This window comes from Oceanobacillus salinisoli (genome assembly GCF_009733865.1).
In the GTDB taxonomy this organism is placed as follows: domain Bacteria; phylum Bacillota; class Bacilli; order Bacillales; family Amphibacillaceae; genus Oceanobacillus; species Oceanobacillus salinisoli.
This window is the reverse complement of the sequence record NZ_WOFB01000030.1, coordinates 1-19335: the sequence shown is the minus strand read 5'-3', so window position 1 is coordinate 19335 and position 19335 is coordinate 1. Positions and strand designations below refer to the sequence as shown.

17 protein-coding genes are annotated in these 19335 nt (G+C 37.6%); 6 read left to right on the top strand and 11 right to left on the bottom strand.

Annotated elements, in window-relative coordinates; genetic code table 11:
- Nucleotides 1-80: 80 nt before the first annotated feature.
- From GMJ66_RS17865 to GMJ66_RS17830, 8 genes are all read right to left on the bottom strand, one after another.
- Complete coding sequence (locus tag GMJ66_RS17865) at nt 81-467, bottom strand: ectoine synthase (protein WP_156291680.1); 387 nt, start codon at nt 465-467, stop codon at nt 81-83.
- Between the two features lie 45 nt (nt 468-512).
- Nucleotides 513-1790 (bottom strand): diaminobutyrate--2-oxoglutarate transaminase, encoded by a 1278-nt coding sequence (gene ectB / locus GMJ66_RS17860; protein WP_156291679.1) that lies wholly within the window; start codon nt 1788-1790, stop codon nt 513-515.
- Between the two features lie 19 nt (nt 1791-1809).
- Entirely contained in the window at nt 1810-2316 is a 507-nt protein-coding gene (gene ectA, locus GMJ66_RS17855; protein WP_156291678.1) for a diaminobutyrate acetyltransferase, read from the bottom strand.
- Between the two features lie 312 nt (nt 2317-2628).
- Nucleotides 2629-4725 carry a sensor domain-containing protein gene (locus GMJ66_RS17850; RefSeq protein ID WP_156291677.1) on the bottom strand — a complete coding sequence of 699 codons (2097 nt, stop codon included), beginning with the start codon at nt 4723-4725 and terminating at the stop codon, nt 2629-2631.
- Nucleotides 4726-5149: 424 nt separating this feature from the next.
- Nucleotides 5150-6769: a M20/M25/M40 family metallo-hydrolase gene (locus tag GMJ66_RS17845; RefSeq protein WP_156291676.1), complete on the bottom strand. Its 1620-nt coding sequence runs from the start codon at nt 6767-6769 to the stop codon at nt 5150-5152.
- A 224-nt stretch (nt 6770-6993) separates the two neighbouring features.
- A complete protein-coding gene (locus GMJ66_RS17840) occupies nt 6994-7434 on the bottom strand; it encodes a hypothetical protein (protein ID WP_156291675.1) in 441 nt (146 codons plus the stop codon).
- Between the two features lie 195 nt (nt 7435-7629).
- On the bottom strand, nt 7630-9333 hold the full coding sequence (locus GMJ66_RS17835) for a sodium:solute symporter family protein (RefSeq protein ID WP_156291674.1): 1704 nt from the start codon (nt 9331-9333) through the stop codon (nt 7630-7632).
- Between the two features lie 26 nt (nt 9334-9359).
- Nucleotides 9360-9659: a DUF4212 domain-containing protein gene (locus GMJ66_RS17830; RefSeq protein WP_156291673.1), complete on the bottom strand. Its 300-nt coding sequence runs from the start codon at nt 9657-9659 to the stop codon at nt 9360-9362.
- Between the two features lie 601 nt (nt 9660-10260).
- Between GMJ66_RS17830 and GMJ66_RS17825 the strand changes: the two genes are divergently transcribed.
- Both GMJ66_RS17825 and dpsA read left to right on the top strand, forming a co-directional pair.
- Nucleotides 10261-11646: a class II fumarate hydratase gene (locus GMJ66_RS17825; RefSeq protein ID WP_156291672.1), complete on the top strand. Its 1386-nt coding sequence runs from the start codon at nt 10261-10263 to the stop codon at nt 11644-11646.
- Between the two features lie 615 nt (nt 11647-12261).
- Complete coding sequence (dpsA, locus tag GMJ66_RS17820) at nt 12262-13149, top strand: dipicolinate synthase subunit DpsA (RefSeq protein ID WP_156291671.1); 888 nt, start codon at nt 12262-12264, stop codon at nt 13147-13149.
- 48 nt (nt 13150-13197) lie between these two features.
- Here the strand turns inward: dpsA and GMJ66_RS17815 are convergent, their stop codons facing one another.
- The 3 genes from GMJ66_RS17815 to uvsE are packed head-to-tail and all read right to left on the bottom strand — an operon-like array spanning nt 13198 to nt 14834.
- Nucleotides 13198-13620, bottom strand: a complete 423-nt coding sequence (locus tag GMJ66_RS17815; protein ID WP_156291670.1) for a hypothetical protein — start codon at nt 13618-13620, stop codon at nt 13198-13200.
- 56 nt (nt 13621-13676) lie between these two features.
- Complete coding sequence (locus GMJ66_RS17810) at nt 13677-13823, bottom strand: hypothetical protein (protein WP_156291669.1); 147 nt, start codon at nt 13821-13823, stop codon at nt 13677-13679.
- 42 nt (nt 13824-13865) lie between these two features.
- Nucleotides 13866-14834, bottom strand: a complete 969-nt coding sequence (uvsE, locus tag GMJ66_RS17805) for a UV DNA damage repair endonuclease UvsE (protein WP_156291668.1) — start codon at nt 14832-14834, stop codon at nt 13866-13868.
- A gap of 611 nt (nt 14835-15445) precedes the next feature.
- Here uvsE and qoxA point away from each other — a divergent pair.
- From qoxA to qoxD, 4 genes are read left to right on the top strand one after another with little or no spacing between them, the layout of a single operon-like run.
- Nucleotides 15446-16345 (top strand): cytochrome aa3 quinol oxidase subunit II, encoded by a 900-nt coding sequence (gene qoxA, locus GMJ66_RS17800; RefSeq protein ID WP_156291667.1) that lies wholly within the window; start codon nt 15446-15448, stop codon nt 16343-16345.
- 55 nt (nt 16346-16400) lie between these two features.
- Nucleotides 16401-18350: a cytochrome aa3 quinol oxidase subunit I gene (gene qoxB / locus GMJ66_RS17795; RefSeq protein ID WP_156291666.1), complete on the top strand. Its 1950-nt coding sequence runs from the start codon at nt 16401-16403 to the stop codon at nt 18348-18350.
- Nucleotides 18347-18943, top strand: a complete 597-nt coding sequence (qoxC, locus tag GMJ66_RS17790; protein ID WP_156291665.1) for a cytochrome aa3 quinol oxidase subunit III — start codon at nt 18347-18349, stop codon at nt 18941-18943. Before qoxB ends, qoxC begins: the two co-directional genes overlap by 4 nt.
- Nucleotide 18944: 1 nt before the next feature.
- Entirely contained in the window at nt 18945-19229 is a 285-nt protein-coding gene (gene qoxD, locus GMJ66_RS17785) for a cytochrome aa3 quinol oxidase subunit IV (protein WP_156291664.1), read from the top strand.
- The last annotated feature ends 106 nt before the right edge of the window (nt 19230-19335 follow it).

Below are 19335 nucleotides of genomic sequence, written 5' to 3'. Positions count from 1 at the left end.
TGAAAAAAGTATTTGACATTGTACGCTAAGCAATAAAAATAACAGGCGCTATATCATAGCGCCTGTTTTATGTTCAAGTTCTATTCTGTTAATAATGGATAGTATCCTTCTTCATTATGTGTTTCAGTTCCTACCAATGGCGGGTTGAATACACATACCATTCTCATTTGTGTTGTTGCACGTAATTTATGTTTATCGTTTTCGTCTAATAAGTACATCGTTCCAGCTTTAATTGGCCATACTTCACCAGTTTCTACTTTCTCAATCTCTCCTTCACCTTCAATACAGTAAACTGCTTCAATATGGTTTTTATACCAGAAGTAACTTTCTGTTCCCGCTTTAATGATCGTATCATTTAAGCTGAATCCAACACCATCTTTTTTCAAAATAAATCTACGGCTCTCCCAAGTTTCACCTTTTGTTTCGTCTTCTGTTCCAATAATATCGTCTAGTGATTTTACGATCATTTTGTTTATCTCCTTTACTAGTAGAAATTTTATAGTCTATCTAACTTATTTGGAAAGAACTTGTGCAATACTATTATCAAGAATCTCCAAACCTTTCAAAAGTCCTTCTTCATCAATAATAAGTGGAGGAAGGAATTTTACAACTTCATCGCTCGGTCCGGAAGTTTCCACGATTAGACCACGATCAAAGGCTTCTGCACAAATCTCACCAGCAAGTTCATCGACATTTACTGCGATTCCTTGCATAAGACCTCTTCCACGTGCTTCTCCCTTTAATTCTGGGTACTTCGCAATAATCTCATCTATTTTTTCTTTTAATAGATTTGCTTTGTCGTTTATATTATTAGAAAATTCATCCGTCTCCCAGAAGCCTAATGCTTCCTTTGCCGTAATGAATGCCAGGTTGTTGCCACGGAAAGTCCCATTATGCTCTCCTGGTCCAAACTGATCATATTCTGGCTTAATAAGGGTAATGGCCATTGGTAAACCAGAACCACCAATAGATTTAGAGAGACACACGATATCAGGATTAATTCCTGCAGGTTCAAAGCTAAAGAATGTACCAGTTCTGCCGCATCCAGCTTGAACATCATCCACAATTAATAAAATATCCCAGCGTCTGCAGATACTTTCTATTTGTTTCAGCCATTCCATGCAAGCAGCGTTAATACCGCCTTCACCCTGAACAGTTTCTAAGATAATTGCAGCTGGTAATGCAACACCACTACCACTATCTTCTAGGAATCTTTCAATATATGCAATGGAATTCTGATCTTCCACATAATCATCAAAAGGCATTGCTACAGTATGATGAAGCGGAACACCTGCTCCATGTCGTTTAAATGAATTACCTGTTACAGACAGAGAACCAATTGTCATTCCGTGAAATGCGTTTGTAAAGCTAATAACGGTATCACGGCCAGTTACTTTCCTTGCTATTTTTAATGCACTTTCAACTGAATTCGTTCCTGTAGGTCCGGGAAACATAACTTTATAGTCGAGGTTACGAGGTGTAAGTATGACTTCATGGAACTTTTCCAGAAACTCTTTTCTTGGAGTCGTTCCCATGTCGAGGCTATGAAGAATCCCATCTTTTTGAATATATTCAATGATTTTCTCTTGCATCGCCGCATCATTATGACCATAATTCAATGCGCCTGCCCCAGCAAAGAAATCAATATATTCTTTACCATCTACATCCCATAGTTTATAACCTTTTGCTCTTTCAAATACGGTAGGCCAACCACGGCTGTAACTTCTAACTGCAGATTCTAATTCTTCAAAGGTTTTCATTCTATCATTGCTTATTACAGCAGTTGTCATCAACTCATCCTTTAATTAATTATTTTTCAAACGGTCCGATTTTAAACAACAATTCATCTTCATGTCCTGTACTCGGGAAATCATCAGCTGTAAAATAATCACTGATTTTCCAGTTTGTCTCAAATTTCCTTGCAAGACCTAAGAACAAACGTTTGGAAGGAGTATTTGACGGTGAGACAGTTGCTTCTACATAGTGAACATCTCCACTTGTATCTCTGTCAAGCAGTTGTAGCAACATCTTCGTCGCCAACCCATTTCCCCTTTCAGACTCATGAACAGCTACCTGCCAAATAAACAACGTATCAGCTTTTTCTGGATGAATAAACCCAGAAATAAATCCAACCACTTTTTGCGTTTCTTTTCTTACCACTACAATGGATGTATCTGAAAAAATTTCACACCACATTAAATAGCTGTAAGAAGAATTAAGATCAAGGTTACCAGTATGTTTAACAAGCTCCCACACCGAAGCTCCGTCTTCTTTATTTGGCTTACGGAAATGGTATTCCGCTGTTGTTATTTTCAACTTTTCAGCTACTTGGGAAATATTAATGCTTTCACCTCCTGATACTTTTGTGAATCAATTACGTAAATTAGCTTATATGGAACGCAAGCTTTCGTCAAAATGGATTAAACTTGATTTGACTGATTTAATCATGATTGATTCCGATTAATAAGAAATAATTGCCAAAATCTATAAAATGCTGCCAAATAGTATGAAATAATAAGAATTTTAAAGTATTCAGTAAAATGAAAAACCGGAAATCCCTTGTCACATAAGGGATTTCCGGTTTTTCCTCCAAAATTTAAGTTTGTTAGAAAATTTAATCAAATAGATTCAGTAAAATAAATGAAATGGGATAAATGGCTGATGTTCTCCCGTTTGAAATTCAACCCCATAGTGATAAATTCCTGGCTGCACTTCCCTTGACCAAAGTATTTCACCATCTATCTTCACTCTTTCACCTAATATCTCGGTATTGAATTTCAAGACAGAAATTTGATCATGATCCAATCTGTTTTTAGAAATAAACCGCAAACCAACATCAGTAATTTGATCGATTAATACTTCTACTGAATCCATTTCAGCTCTGCTGCCATTCATTCTGTTTATTGTCATGGATGCCAATATTGGGTAATCAATCTGATACACTCTTTGCTCCAGTAATTTGGAAGAATCCACCTCTTCCTTACCTGAATAGGCTTCAAGTTGATCGAATGACATTAATTTCATGAATTCAGATGCCGGGACTGGTTTAGAAAATAAATATCCTTGGATTGTATTACAATGAAACTGATTAAGAATTTGCAGTTGTTCCATTGTTTCCACACCTTCTGCTACAACAGCCATTTTTAAATGATGTGCCAAATTGATAATAGATTTTGTAATATAATTATCATCTTCAGAATCCTCGTAGCTAAGGTCATAAATAAAGGAACGGTCCAATTTTAGGGTATCAATTCTTCCTTTAAAACGTTTTAAATAAGATAACGATGAGTAGCCTGTTCCAAAATCATCCAATGAAATTTGAATACCGATTCGTCGTAAATCATCCAAAATAGAAAAAACAACATTTTCATTTACTAATAGAGAAGACTCCGTAATTTCAATCTCCAAAAAATGCGGTTCCAGATTCGTTTCCTCTAAAATTTTAATAATGGTTTGAATAAAACCTTTCTCTAAAAAACGATTAGCAGTAAGATTTACCGACACAGGAATAGGCGGGAAGTTCGCATCTTGCCAAGCTTTGGTTTGCTTACATGCCGTATATAGAACCCATCGTTCAATTTTACTGATTATACCAATTTCTTCCGCTAAAGGAATAAATTCGTTTGGGGGAATTAGCCCCCACTTTGGGTGATTCCAGCGAATAAGTGCTTCGGCACCGACAATTTCATTATGTTCGGTACATACTTTTGGTTGATAATATAATTCCAGCTGATTATCATCCACCGCACTCCGTAAATCGTTCTCTAATATAAATCGCTTATAAGTGGGATTATTCGTACCTGTTGTATAAATATGATACGTATTTTTACCCATTTCCTTTGCTTTATATAAAGCAACATCCGCGTATTTTAACACCGTGTCCATATCTTCTCCATCACTCGGAAAAACACTTACCCCGATACTTGTCGTTATGTATAATTCATATTCGTCTACAATAAAGGGCCTGGCCAGGGATTCAATGATTCGCTCCGATATTTCACCTGGTTCTTTATCATTCTTTAAATTTGGTACTAATATAGAGAATTCATCTCCACCCATACGAGCAAGAAAGCACTTATCATAAATACACTCGCTTAAACGGTCCGAAATTTTCTTTAAAAACACATCTCCGAGCGTATGTCCCATCGTATCATTCATATATTTAAAACGGTCCAAATCGAGATACAAAACTGCTAATTTTTGATTTTTTACATTACATGTAATAATTTCTTCCTTTAGGCGAGTTTCAAAATAACGCCGATTAGGAAGGTCTGTTAAGGAATCATGGTATGCTAAGTGTTCATTTAACCGATCAGCTTGCTTTTCTTTGGTTATATCCTGGGCCTGTGCAAACACACCAACTACCCTTCCATCATTTTTAGCTGGTATTAAAGATAACCATATGTAAATGTAGCTTCCATTTTTATGAAATAATTTTGTGTGAATTCTTTTAAATTGATCCTTCAAAACCTGTTTGAATACCTCTTGATACAACTCTCCATCCTTTTCAGGCAAAAAGGTTTCCAATGGCTGAAGTATTACGTCATTGGTTTCATATCCAAGTTTTTCAGAGAATACACGGTTTACTTGGGCAATAACCCCTTCTCTGTCCAAAAAGAAAACCGTATCTGGATTAAATTCAAATAAAGATCGGTAAAATAAATCCGAATGATATTGATTCGATTTATATGAAGGTTGAATGGTACGATTTTTATTGGAATACATTACTTACTCCCTTTCTCTCTTGAAAACCGTGGATAAAGTGACTCTTCTATCAGTGAGGCTTTTATCCTCCCACTTACCATGTTAAAAGTATTTGAAATTCCAACCAGTTGGTCTTATAGAGGATGTTCAAAAAGTCCGGTGAAAAAGACACATCGAATTTCTTCGTTGGCTCGCTTTTCCGTTGCTCACGTATTAACTGCATACGCTCCGCTACTCAAAGCTTCGCCGCCTCGAACTTCTCGGTCCTTTTCATCCTCCTTTTTGAACACGCACATAGAGCCAGTTAATAACATGATAAATTAGGTACATGTCGAAAATTGTTAGGATTTGTTGGAAAATATGCTTAATAGTTGTAGTATACTAAACGTCCTACATACCTGTCTAGTTTCGTTTTGCTTTATAAAAGCCTTGAAGTAAGTGTTCTTCAAGGCTTTCTCTTTCCTCCCATGACCACATTAACTACTTCTTCCATCAGTACTGGTGTTTCTGCAAATGCATTCCGAATATGCAACCGTTCTGTTCGTTTATGTGGATCTTTTCCAAATGGCCCGATGTTTAAGACCGGAGCCTGCAGTTTCTGCATCGCTTCAAATGGTATTGTATAAGTATCGCCCCAGACCGGAGTGTTATCCTCAAAGGCAGCCCACCCTTCTTTCGTTCCTTTATAATTAACATAACTCAAATCACATATTCCATTAAAATAATGAATTTGCTTGATTGGCAAATGTAATTTTTCCTTGGCCATCTTAATAATAAGATCACAACATTTATCTACCAAACGATCATTAGAAGAATTAACTGCCGGATAATATGGAGGTGCAAACAAGATAATGATTGCAGGGGCCAATTCCTGACAATGTATCATTAATTTATCTGCTATACGAAGAGACTTTTCCCGATCATCCCATTCATCATGAAAATAAATATCCGCTTTGATCTCTTCTATTGTTTCTTTACCTATCTTCTTCATCGCATAATTTAATAAATCTTTGTATTTAATCACTTTCACATCGCCAATTGGCTTTGTTTCATTGGCTCTGCAAACCTTCTTATAATCCTCGTTGCACTTTACTGCAGCTTGATTTGCTGCTTTTTCAAATAGATCAAAAACCTCAGAAGCACTGCGTTCGAATACAAATATATTGTATAATGCTGAAGAACGATAAGGGGTTTGTGTGGAATAATGCAACCTTAAATCGGTTTGCTGTAAAACAACTGGAAGCGGTGTTTTCTCGTTAAACACAATCTCCTGAAACGTGTCATTCCACTCCATTTCCCTAGTTAGATATGATCCAATATATGGAGCGGTAATCCCTCTTAATGGTTCACCTGCGTGTGTTTCTTTTCCATAAAATAGTGCTGCTGCAAGCATTTTCCCAATCGTACCAGTATAAATATAGTGATCATGATTGTTAGGTTTCAATGAAAAAACCGGTTCACTGTTCAAAAACAGTTGGTAGTTAAGCTGATATTTTTCCTGTAAATAAATTAATTCAGGAACAGCAAGTCGCATCCCGGCTGAATTCACTTCTTCATCCGGTACTGTCAATAATAATAGATTAATTGGCCAGTTTTCTGTACTTGCTTTTTCAATCAGTCGCATATGCAGGACCAAACCCATTTTCATATCCATCGTTCCTCGGCCAAATAAATAATCTCCGGATTGTAAATCTTCCAAAACTTCTTCCGGTATTTCACTTGTTTGTTCCTGCCAAACCTTTGTAAGCTCTTCAGGTTGAGTAGCTAACGGTTCAAGATCTCCATACTCCTCTGTATTTACCGTATCAAAATGACTAATTAAACAAATCGTATCTTTTGCATCAGGATGTTTGTACAGTGCAGTTAAGAACTTCCTCCTTAAATCGGCGTCATGTAAACCAAGATTTTCCGGATGTTCTTGAAAGTATGGTAAATCCTGCAATTTTGCCTGTAATTTAAACGGGAACTGCCTCTCCCCTTCCGATAATGTCATGCTTTTCCAGCTAACAAGCTCTACTAATAACGCCCTCAACTCATCGGGAGTTTGCCACCGCATCTTAACCATTTGCTGTTCCTCCTTCAGCCAAGATAACCTAATTTTAATAATTATCTCACGAAATATGGTGCCTGTCACTTCCCGAATTTTGTCGAATGAATTGAAGCATTTCTACATAAAAAGAAGCAGGTACAAAAGTATTTTAGTTAAAGAAAAATCCGAACTATGATTCAAAATTCTTAAGTTAGAATTCGAATTAGTTCGGATTGTTTTCTTTTATATAAGGCTACTTTCTATCCTGCGATGTTTTTCATTTCTGCTTCTTTCCGAATAAAATGACCCGATCCCAGCCAGGCGGCCATAGCAAATATTAAATAGATAGCTTGCGTGGCATGAGCACCTTGTAAAAGCACTTGAAGCCCCATACCGAACCCTAAAGCTGGAATAACTAATAAAAATGTGCGGAGGATCCGTTCAAACCCTTTCTGTGGAGGAAGTGGCCATAATTGGGAGAAGAAAACCCCCAGTGCTACACCAAAACCAGATACAACAAGGAGCTGCAAAAGAACGATTGGTGTCGGAAATGGCCACTCCATGATGTAATGTCCTAATAGATAAAACAACTCTAAAAACAGCGTAATTCCGATTACTTTCCGAAACGCATGTATATTCATCCACGGATGCACCAAATACAACACCACCGCAAATCCTCCTAATATTATGGTCCAAGTCATCGTCTACCTCCTTAACTGAAACCAGTTTTTTCATAAAGTATATCTACAATCAGTGAGGTTTTTTTCATCCCCCACTGATTGTCAGAAGAACGAATCAGGTGTGTACTGGCTGCCAATTACCACTTACCATTCTTAAAGTGTCGCAAATTCTTTTCGTTAGGGTTTTTTCAGCCAGTTCATCACGTAATAAAACTATTATTCTTCTTTACTGGCAGCTATTTCACTTTCATCATCTACCTCAGGTGCACGGACATTCTCAATTAATTGCTGGATTTCCAATGGCGGTGCTTCGGTATTACGGGAAACAATGAAACCAACAATGAAATTGAGCAGCATACCAATTACTCCAACACCTTGTGCATTAATACCAAAGAAACTTTGCAGAATCGCTCCATCTGTTCCAAATATTGATTCAGACAAGATAAGACCAATCATTACCAGAGTGAAAATTAACCCAGTTAGAATACCTGCAATAGCCCCTTCTTTATTCATCCGTTTATCAAAGATCCCTAATAAAATGACCGGGAACAGACTTGCTGCACCTAAGCCAAATGCCAGTGCTACTACTTCACCAGCAAAACCTGGCGGATTGATTCCTACATAAGCAGCAATTAACAGTGCAATTAACAATGTGATTCGGCCAACACGCAAACGCTGTTTCTCTGAAGCCTGTTTATTAAAAATTCGATAGTAAATATCATGGGATACAGCACTTGTCATGGTAATCAGTAACCCTGAGGCAGTAGAAAGAGCGGCAGCTAAACCACCAGCAGCTACTAATGCAATAATGAATGGTGCGAGATTTGCTACTTCAGGGGTGGATAATACAATAATATCACCATCAATCGAAACCTCATTATTTTCGCCTTCCGTAAAGTTAATGATGCCATCTCCATTTATGTCATCAAATTGCAATAACCCTGTCGTTTCCCATTTATTAACCCAATCAATTTCCTGTACTTCTTTAAGTGGTTTATCCGCTATTGTATCGATTAGATTATACTTAGCAAAAGCCCCAACTGCTGGTGCAGTCAAATAAAGCAACGCGATAAATACGATAGCCCAGACCGCTGACCACCTGGCAGAACGAACGCTTTTAACGGTATAGAAGCGGACAATAACATGCGGCAATCCTGCTGTTCCCGCCATTAATGCAAGTGTAATCATAAAAACATTTATTAACGAGAGATCTGTAAAAGGTGCCATATATTCCGTCATACCTAAATCAACCTGTATTTGGCCAAGACGGGCAATAATGTCACTTCCTGTAAGAGCAAGCTGAGGGACAGGATTTCCTGTCAGTTGATAAGATATCGCAAATGCTGGAATTAAAAAGGCAATAATAATGACAAAATATTGAATGGCTTGCGTCCAAGTCACTCCTTTCATCCCACCAAGAAGGGCGAAAAAGCCGACAATAGCCATTCCAATTAAAACACCGACAATAATATCAACTTGTAAATAGCGGCTAAACACAATCCCAACTCCACGCATTTGTCCGGAAATATAAGTTAAAGAAATAAATATTGTAGCAATTGCCGCTACAGCTCGAGCGCTGCTTGAATAAAACCGGTCTCCAATAAAGTCAGGAACCGTAAATTTACCGAACTTCCGTAAATATGGTGCTAATAATAATGCCAGAAGTACATACCCACCAGTCCACCCCATCAGATAGATGGTTCCATCAAAACCTAAGAACGCAACAAGACCAGCCATAGAAATAAAGGACGCAGCAGACATCCAGTCCGCAGCTATTGCTGCACCGTTAGCTACTGTTGGCACATTTTGTCCGGCAACATAGAAATTGGAAGTATCACGAACCCTTGACCACCAGCCAATCCCTGTATAAATTCCAAAAGTAATAATAACCATCGTTATCGTAATTGCTTCTACACTCAAAACCAAATCCCTCCCCTATTTACCATCTATTTTGTTTCCTTCTCCCTGTTTGCTTCCTTTATATATTCCTGGTCCAATTTATCCATCCGAATAGCATAGATTAAAATTAAAAGAATAAAGACTAAAATCGCTCCTTGCTGCGCAATCCAAAATGAAAGTGATACACCAAAGAATGAAACTTGACTTAACGGTTCCGCAAAGAGAATCCCCCCTCCGAAACCAACAAGAGCCCAAACAACAAGCAAACTACTGATTAATTTTACATTTTTCTTCCAATAGCGCCTTTGCTTTTCATCGAGCGTTTTATACGCTTCTGGCTTTTCCACTGATTATCCCTCCTTAAAATTTTCAAAGTAACTGCTAAACAATATCCTTCCTTCTATATACCGATCATTTACCACCTCCACACTAAGAAGACGCTTACACAATGCGCCTGAATATAATGAGTATCCTTAGGTAATACTCAATTGACTAATTCCTGCCTGAAACAAGTATAATGAATCGAATGAATTTAGTCAATATTTTAAATATTGGATGATTATATAATAAACGTTTAATCAATAGGCTTTCTTCCATTACTTACTGATTGTTAAAAACAAATGAAAGACCAAGTGGCCCTCTGAGCAAAATAACGTGTTTCCTAACTACTTAAAATTCACCTATTATTCTTTCTGTAATGGCATTAAAACCTGTTAATCACAAAGAAAAAATGTAGTTATTAAGAAAAAAGCCAGTGCCTTTATAACAACGCACAGACTTTGCTAGGTCATAGCGAGTAGTTTGGTGTTACCGTGCAAAATGGTCCTTTTAATTCAACAACCCTCCCTCTATATACGAATCGTACAAGTAAAATCACGCATTTTAACATTATTATTGGAAATAATACCCTTTATAACAGTAGCAAATACGATAAAAAGGGGAATATTTATGCATGATTCTAAGCAATATCGTACAGAAAAAGATACGATGGGAAAAATATTAGTACCAAAAGATAAATATTATGGACCTCAAACCCAAAGAGCAGTAGAAAATTTTCAAATAAGTGGACTAAAGCTGCCCCGTTCATTTATTGAAGCACAGGGAATTATAAAAGCTGCGGCAGCAACTTCAAATATGGAATTGGGGATGCTGCCGAAAGATAAGGGAAAAGCTATCGTACAGGCTGCAGAAGAAGTCATTGAAGGCAAATGGGATGACCATTTTGTTGTAGATGTATATCAGGCAGGTGCAGGTACATCCCAAAATATGAATGCAAATGAAATCATAGCCAACCGAGCAACGGAGATATTAGGTGGTACACTAGGAACCTACCAAGTTCATGGAAATGATCATGTAAATATGGCCCAATCAACGAATGACACGTTTCCAGCAGCCATTCAAATGGCAGCAGCAAGGAGTTTGCATCAAAGACTCCTTCCTGCCCTTTTTCAGCTGCAAAAAGAATTAGAGAGGAAAGCGGAAGAATTTATGCCTATAGTAAAAAGTGGCAGAACCCATCTGCATGATGCGGTGCCAATTCGTTTGGGACATGAGTTCTCCGGTTATGCAGGTACCATACAGTCGGCCTATCAGCAAATTGAATCAACGATTGACTTATTGTACGAAATTGGATTAGGCGGAAATGCAGTCGGTACGATTATTAATACACACCCTGATTATCCAAAGAAAGTGATAGATAAAATCCGCAATCGAACAGAACTTCCTTTTCGACAGCCTAAAAGCATGTTTAGCTTTATGCAAAATCGAAATGCCCCAATTCGAACAATGCAAGCATTAAAGGAATTGGCCATTCACTTAATTAAGATTACCAGCGATTTACGACTGTTAGCTTCTGGCCCAAGAACCGGGCTAGCAGAAATTACACTACCAGCCGTACAGCCTGGTTCCACCATTATGCCTGGCAAGGTTAACCCGGCAATTCTAGAAATGACACATATGGTATGCTGTCAGGTAATTGGTTATGAAACAACGATTACAACTGCAGGTCTTGCAAGTGAGCTGGAGATTAATGTTATGTCACCTGTTATTGCCCATTCCTTTCTTGAATCAATTGAATTGTTATCTAACACGATCCCTACTTTGACAGAAAAATGTATCATTGGTATACAGGCCAAAGAAGACAACTGTCGGAAATGGATGGAATCCAGTCTTTCCCTTGTTACAGGTTTAAGTCCCATTCTGGGATATGATTACGCTTCACAGATTGGCCTTGAAGCAGAAGAAAAAAACATGACCATTCAGCAAATCCTTCAGCAAAAAGGATTACTAACCGAAAAAATCAAAAAAGCCATCGACCCCGAAACCATGATATGAAGAGGTGCCTGTCACTTCCCGAAATTTGTCGAAAGGATGGATAGATAGCTTTTCTGTATTAAACATATTGGAAGGCTATCTTCCACCTTTTTATCTGGACCACACCATTTTCAGACTAGTAATTAAAACAGTAGATCAACCGGGGGCTGATTTTTTACATCGATGCAATATGATTCGCAACCAAACGCAATTATGGTTGAACCCACACATAGCTAACAATGCTCCTGTAACGTTTACCCGCAAATACCTCCTCCTATTGAATGTAAATCTAACCTCCTTTTCCTTCCATATCATGCAAAACAAGACGATGGTAAATTCGTATTCCTTATGCTCCTTTCCAAATACATATTACCGTCAATTGCAGATCTGTTCTCACTTCAGATATATTCCCATTCCCACTCGAGTATTTCCCTTTATACCCTTTCATGTTGCAACACTAGATTTCATAGATGTTATAATTTCACTTAAGGAAAACATGTTTAGGCTTAAATTTATACTTCCTAAATTTAGTCATAGGACTAAGGTAAAGTCGATAAAATGAATAATGGCGCTATTTCCTATATCGCTAACTATAAGTAAATTCATTTGCTATGCACAAGAAAGGCGGGATTAATTTTGAAAAATAGATTAAAGGTACTCATTATAGGAGGGGACAATCGCTATTTAGAAGTGATTGACAAATTAGCAGCAAATGAAATAAGAGTGTTTTTAGCTGGATTTGAGCAATTATCCTTTGAGAATTCATTCATCAGTCATCGTGAGATAATAGAAGTTGATTTCAGTAAAATTGATGCTATTTTACTTCCTGTTGCAGGTACAGACTCAGAAGGTAACATTGAAACTACATATACCGATAAACAGCTTAAACTGCCAAAACAACGATTACATGAAACACCTGAGCATTGTGTGATTTATACAGGCATAGCAAACGATTATTTAGAAAATGCAGCTAAAACAGCAAATCGGAAACTGATCCGCTTATTTACTCGGGATGATATTGCTATTTATAATTCGATTCCAACTGCTGAAGCAACATTGAAACTTGCCATTGAAGAGACAGATGTAACGATACACGGATCCAACATTATAATTATTGGATTTGGGAGAATTGGAATCACATTAGCTCGTGTTTTTGCGGCATTAGGAGCAAATGTTACAGTTGCTGCAAGAAAATCAGCACACTTTGCTCGTATTAATGAGATGGGTATAAATTCCATTGCAACTGAAAAAATTGACAAAGTAATTTCCGGTATGGATATCTGTATCAATACGGTACCTCATTTAATTATCGACACCAATATCATCGATAATATGGAAGCTTCCTCTCTTATTATTGACCTTGCATCCAAGCCGGGCGGTACAGACTTTGACTATGCCGAAAAAAAAGGGGTTAAAACGATACACGCCCTAGGATTACCAGGTAAAACCGCTCCAAGAACTGCCGGAGAAATTATCGGGGGTGTGTTATTGGAACTGTTGGAGGATAGCATGCAGCGAACATAAAATGGATAAAAGGAATCTCCACCGTAAGAAAAGTGGCGATTCCTTTTATTATGCCTCATACTTATTCAATGGCGCTATAAAATGGAAGGTCTCGGGCATTTGCTCATACCCATATAAGGTAATAATTGCTTCATAGTCATTTTTCCAATACACAACAACATTGAATTCATCCAGTTTTTCCCCATTATTATAAATACTAAAATCCATATGGTCCCCTTCACTTTTAATACGGACAGAAGATGGTCTCCCATCCCAGGCTCGTCCCACTTCCACCACTTCTATCGTATGCAGCTTACTTGGAGAGTGACTAATAACCACAGATGTCTCCTTCCATTTCATCTCGTACAAAAGGATAATGGCAACTAAAAGGATTACCGTAATAGTAACCGGGATTATCCCACTGAGATAACTGCATTTCCTACGTTCCTTCGTCTGTTTCATTTCCTTCTTTATGCTGACATCAAAACCCATAATCTTCTCCTATTTAAAAACTTTTGTTAGAACATCATACTATTCCAATCCTCCATTTAGAATAAAATAATAGACAGTTTTCTAAAAAATTGTTGTTCTTCACTAAGTTGATAAAATATGAATGTTTGTACGGTGTCAAGCTCCCGTAATAAAGCTACAACGAGACTTTCCTTACCGCCACGGATAAGTCTGTCCTCTACCATATAAATCACTGCATACCATTAAATTTTACACAGTAATTTGTTTTATTTCAGGATAAAACTTCCACCATCCACCACTTCCACTTCTGAATATTGTTTTATATCCTTCATTAATTGGAATAGCGCTTCATCTTTTTGTTTAGCCTCAATCATACAGTCTATTTGCGGGACGCTTCCTTTTATTTCAAGCAAAAAATCCATAAACATCCTGCTATCCACATAATCAGCATGCGCCCGAAATTTTTGTTCAGATTTTGGACTGGATATATGCATTTTTATAGGAAGATGAGATAATTTCCAGGTGTTTACAATACGGTCCCAATAGGAATACCAGTTACGTTCCTCATGATGGGCAAGATGATGGTGATAATCAAAGACGAAAGGAATTTCTAACTTTTCACATAGATATAAGGTTTCCAGCATTGTAAATGTTTTGTCATCATTTTCCAAAATAATCATACGCTGCACATCAGATGGTACAAACCCCCAATTATGTATAAACTGCTCTAAAGCCTTTTCCCTGTCACCATAACCTCCTCCAACATGCATCACACAGCGATGTTCTGGATTTAGACCCAAAGCCTTTAATAAACGATAATGCATACGTAAGGTTTTAAGTGAATTTGCTAATACTTCCTTCTTTGGTGAATTAATTAATACAAAATGATCTGCATGAAAATCGACCCTCATAAGTGGATGTTGAGAAAGAAATTCTTTAACATTATTTAGTGGTCCTTCCAACGGTTTAATATAGTTCCAGTCTGATGTTTCCGGGTGGTCTGCTAGTGGAATTAACTTGGAAGAAATGCGATAAAATTGTATGTCATTACCAGCATTATGTTTTAACAGACGAAGAAGGTTTGTTACATTCTTTTTTGCAATTTCCTCCAGTTTACGAATAGCTGCCTCTCTGTCCTGCAGTTTAGAAAAATGGGTATATGTCATTGTTTTGGAAGTCGAACTGTTTTTTACATGCATACTAATTGCTGAATATCCAAGTCGAACTAAGGTCACGACGAAAATCCCCTCTATTTATTTCATTTAATAAAAGTATTCCCCCCTCCCAGTTTAAAATGTATCGACAGATTTATTCTCTCGGTATATTTGTTACTGTGAGTGTTTCATGATTTCCATTCCGAGCAGTACGCTTTCCGTAGAAATTCGTATGGCACCAAACCATGACCATCAAATTACGTTACAGTATTCTTTTCATGGAAAAACCAAAATTTTTCAAAATGACAACTTTCTCTACAAATCTTATGTTCTATTATCTATTTCAATTTTTTAATAGTTTTCCAGTATATTTTCATTCAACCACACGCTCTTTGTTCATCAGTGAACATTTCACATAAACATACATCCCTCCCTTTATCTTTTCAACAGATTTTAAAATATTACAGTTTTACAAATAATTTACAGGATTTTATCGCTACTACATTGAATTCATACCCATTGTGCAGGTTTTCGTTATTCATACAAAAAAAGTACAAACCTTATTGAACTTTTTGTGAATATTTTCTCAAAGCATTGTTTTTTTTTTCTAAGGATAATAGCATATAATATGCTAGTTTGTAACCATTCACGAATATGAAAATAAATAGACAACCTTAGAAAGGGGTAACTACATGAAACTTAAAATGCTTATTTTATCGTTAGTTTTCACTATCGCCGTAGTGTTAACTGGTTGTGAACCGGTATTAGTTTTAGATCCTCAAGGTCCACAGGCAGAAACAACTGCTAACGTTATTTGGCTTTCCATAGCAACGATGGCCATAATTGTTATCGTTGTTATGACACTCTTAGCGATTGTTTTATTCAAATATCGTGCATCCAAGCAGAGTGATGATTATGAGCCACCACACATTGAAGGGAATCATATAGTAGAAGGAATTATTATTGGAATTCCAGTTCTAATTGTTATCTTTTTATCCATCGTATCGGTTACTTCTACATATAAAGTAGAAGCACCACCGGAGGGATATGAAGATCAGGAGCCATTAGTAATTTATGCATCTTCTTCCAATTGGAAATGGCATTTCAGCTATCCAGAAGAAGATATCGAAACAGTAAACTATGTATTTATCCCGACGAACAGACCAATCGAATTTAAACTTTATTCATTTGGACCAATTACTAGCTTTTGGATTCCACAGCTCGCAGGTCAAAAATATGCCATGGCAGATATGGTTACTACGCTCCACTTAGCTGCTGATAACCCAGGGGAATACATGGGACGTAATGCGAATTTCAGTGGGGAGGGTTTTGCAGAAAATATTTTTAATGTAACTGCCTTGCCTCAAGATGAATTTGATCAATGGGTGGAAGATATTCATGCAACAGCAAATCCCATTACAGAAGATACATTTAACGAATTATTGGAGCCTGGTCATCTAGGGCAGCTCACATTTACAGGTACACATTTAGATTTCAGTCCAGCACCTGAAGGAGAGCATGCTGGTCATGACCATGGAAGCAGTGAATCAGAAAAAGAACAGGAAGATCACTCCGAACATGGTGAACATTGATTTTTCATAGAGCATCACGAAACACTATCATACACTCTCGAAAGGAGATTAAAACATGGAATTCTTTGAAAGATTCGCCGTCCCCCATCCAAGTCCATTGATTTATGCTTCAATGGTTGCCATTGGTCTAGTGGTTATCGCAATCATTGCGGGAATTACTTATTTTAAAAAATGGGGCTATTTATGGGATGAATGGTTAACGACCGTTGACCACAAACGAATCGGAATTATGTATATCATCTCAGCTTTACTCATGTTATTCCGCGGAGGTGCGGATGCAGTTATGATGCGTTTCCAAACCTCTATGCCGGAGAACACATTTTTAGATGCACAACATTATAATGAGGTCTTTACCACACATGGAATTGTGATGATATTCTTTATGGCTATGCCATTTATTATCGGTCTTATGAACTTTGTTGTTCCATTGCAAATTGGAGCACGTGACGTGGCGTTCCCACGACTAAATGCACTTAGCTTTTGGCTGTTCTTTGCAGGAGCAATGTTATTCAATATATCATTTGTGGTAGGTGGGTCTCCAGATGCCGGTTGGACCAACTATTATCCACTAGCAAGCAATGAATTCAGTCCATCTGTAGGTGTCAACTACTACAATTGGGCATTACAGATTTCAGGAATCGGTACATTAATGTCCGGTATTAACTTTGTCGTTACCATCCTGAAAATGAGAGCACCAGGCATGAAACTGATGAAAATGCCGATGTTTACATGGTCTGCTCTTATTACAAACATTATTATCGTTTTTGCTTTTCCAGTATTAACTATTGCCCTTCTTATGGGTACATTTGATAGACAATTTGGCACAAACTTTTTTACAAGTGTCAATGGCGGTATGGATATGATGTGGGCAAACCTTTTCTGGATTTGGGGACATCCTGAAGTATATATATTAATCCTGCCTGCATTCGGTATTTACAGTGAAATCATTTCAACATTTTCACAACGTAATCTATACGGATATACATCAATGGTTGGGTCAATGGTTATTATCTCCCTTCTATCGTTCCTAGTATGGGTTCACCATTTCTTTACGATGGGACACGGGGCATTGACAAACAGCATTTTCTCTATCACTACGATGGCCATTGCTGTTCCAACAGGAATAAAAATCTTTAACTGGCTCCTAACCATGTGGCGAGGGAAAATCACTTTTACCGTACCAATGCTCTATTCTGTAGCATTTATCCCCCTATTTACTATAGGTGGGGTTACCGGGGTCATGCTTGCAATGGCAAGTGCTGACTATCAGTATCATAATACAATGTTTCTGGTTGCTCACTTCCATAATGTTATTATTCCAGGGGTTGTATTTGCGGTATTAGCAGGGTTTACCTACTGGTGGCCGAAAATGTTCGGTTTCCTACTTAACGAAAGAATTGGAAAATGGGCATTCTGGAACCTTGCAATTGGTTTCTGTTTCGCGTTCTTCCCAATGTATATTACCGGTTTAGATGGGCAAGCACGACGCATGTACACGTATTCTGAAGCAACTGGTTTCGGTCCGCTAAATATGCTTTCTTTCTTTGGTGCAGGACTTATGGCAATTGGGTTTGTACTAATTGTATATAACGTGTACTACAGTTTCCGATATGCTCCAAGAAATGTTGGAGACGATCCATGGAATGCTCGTTCATTGGAATGGGCTACTCATAACCCGGTACCAGAATATAACTTTGCAGTAACACCGGAAGTCAAATCTTCCCAAGCATTCTGGGATCAGAAGAAACACGGTCATTCATTATTTAACAAAGAATACGAAGAAATTCATATGCCGAATAAGAGCGGTGTACCATTTATTATGGGAGGATTATTCTTTGTATTTGGATTCTCGTTTGTCTTTTCCATTTGGATTGGTGTTATCCTATCCCTATTAGCTATATTTGCATGCATGACCTATCGTTCCTTTGAACAAGATCATGGATATCATATCCCAGTTAAGGAAATTAAAGAGACAGAAGAAAAATTTGGAGGTGCTGACAAATGAAAATAGATCACTCACAGCCTCTAGAATATAGCACCGAACAAAATCGATTTAATATCCTTGGTTTCTGGATTTTCTTAGGTGCCGAGATTATGCTTTTTGCTACACTGTTTACGTCTTACTTCGTTTATGAAAACCGTACTGGCAGTGGACCGACTGGGGCAGAGATTTTTGAAATTACCCCAGTATTATTTGAAACGTTTGTACTATTGACCAGCAGTTTTACCATTGGTCTTGCCATTCACGCAATGCGCATTAATCGTCCAAAAGCGATGTTGGGCTTTTTAGGAATTACACTTGCACTAGGTGCCATCTTCCTTGGTATTGAGATATATGAATTTATTCATTATTACCATGTTGGTGCAACATTACAAACAAGTGGATTTACAGCTAATTTACTGACAACATTAGGAACACATGGTGCCCATGTTACTTTTGGTTTGTTCTGGGGAATCATGATCATGATACAGATTATAAAACGCGGGTTAACGCCTGCAACGGCCAATAAATCATTTATTTTCTCCTTATATTGGCACTTCCTGGATGTAGTCTGGATTTTTATCTTCAGTTTCATCTACTTGAAAGGAATGATGTAAGATGAAGGAATTATTTCCTATGAAACAAGTAAATGGTTTTGTTTTCTCCCTGCTGCTTACAGTAATAGCACTTAGTGTTTATTTTCTGGATATGTCATTTGCAGTAGGCATGACTATTCTTCTCGTAACTGCATTCATTCAGGCTGGTGTCCAGCTGGTACTCTTTATGCATGCTGGAGAAAGTGAAGATAAAGCCTCCATTTATACAAGTACATTTTATGGAGTTATCATAGCCTTATTTACTATTTTCGGTTCCCTACTGGCAATGGTTTGGGCTTATAATTAATCATGATGAGAAAAGCGCAAGCGCCCGTTTAGCGACGTACGGACTGTGCCTGGCCATGCCAGGTGGTTCGGTGTTGCCGTGCAAAGCGGCGGTTTTAGCCAAACAA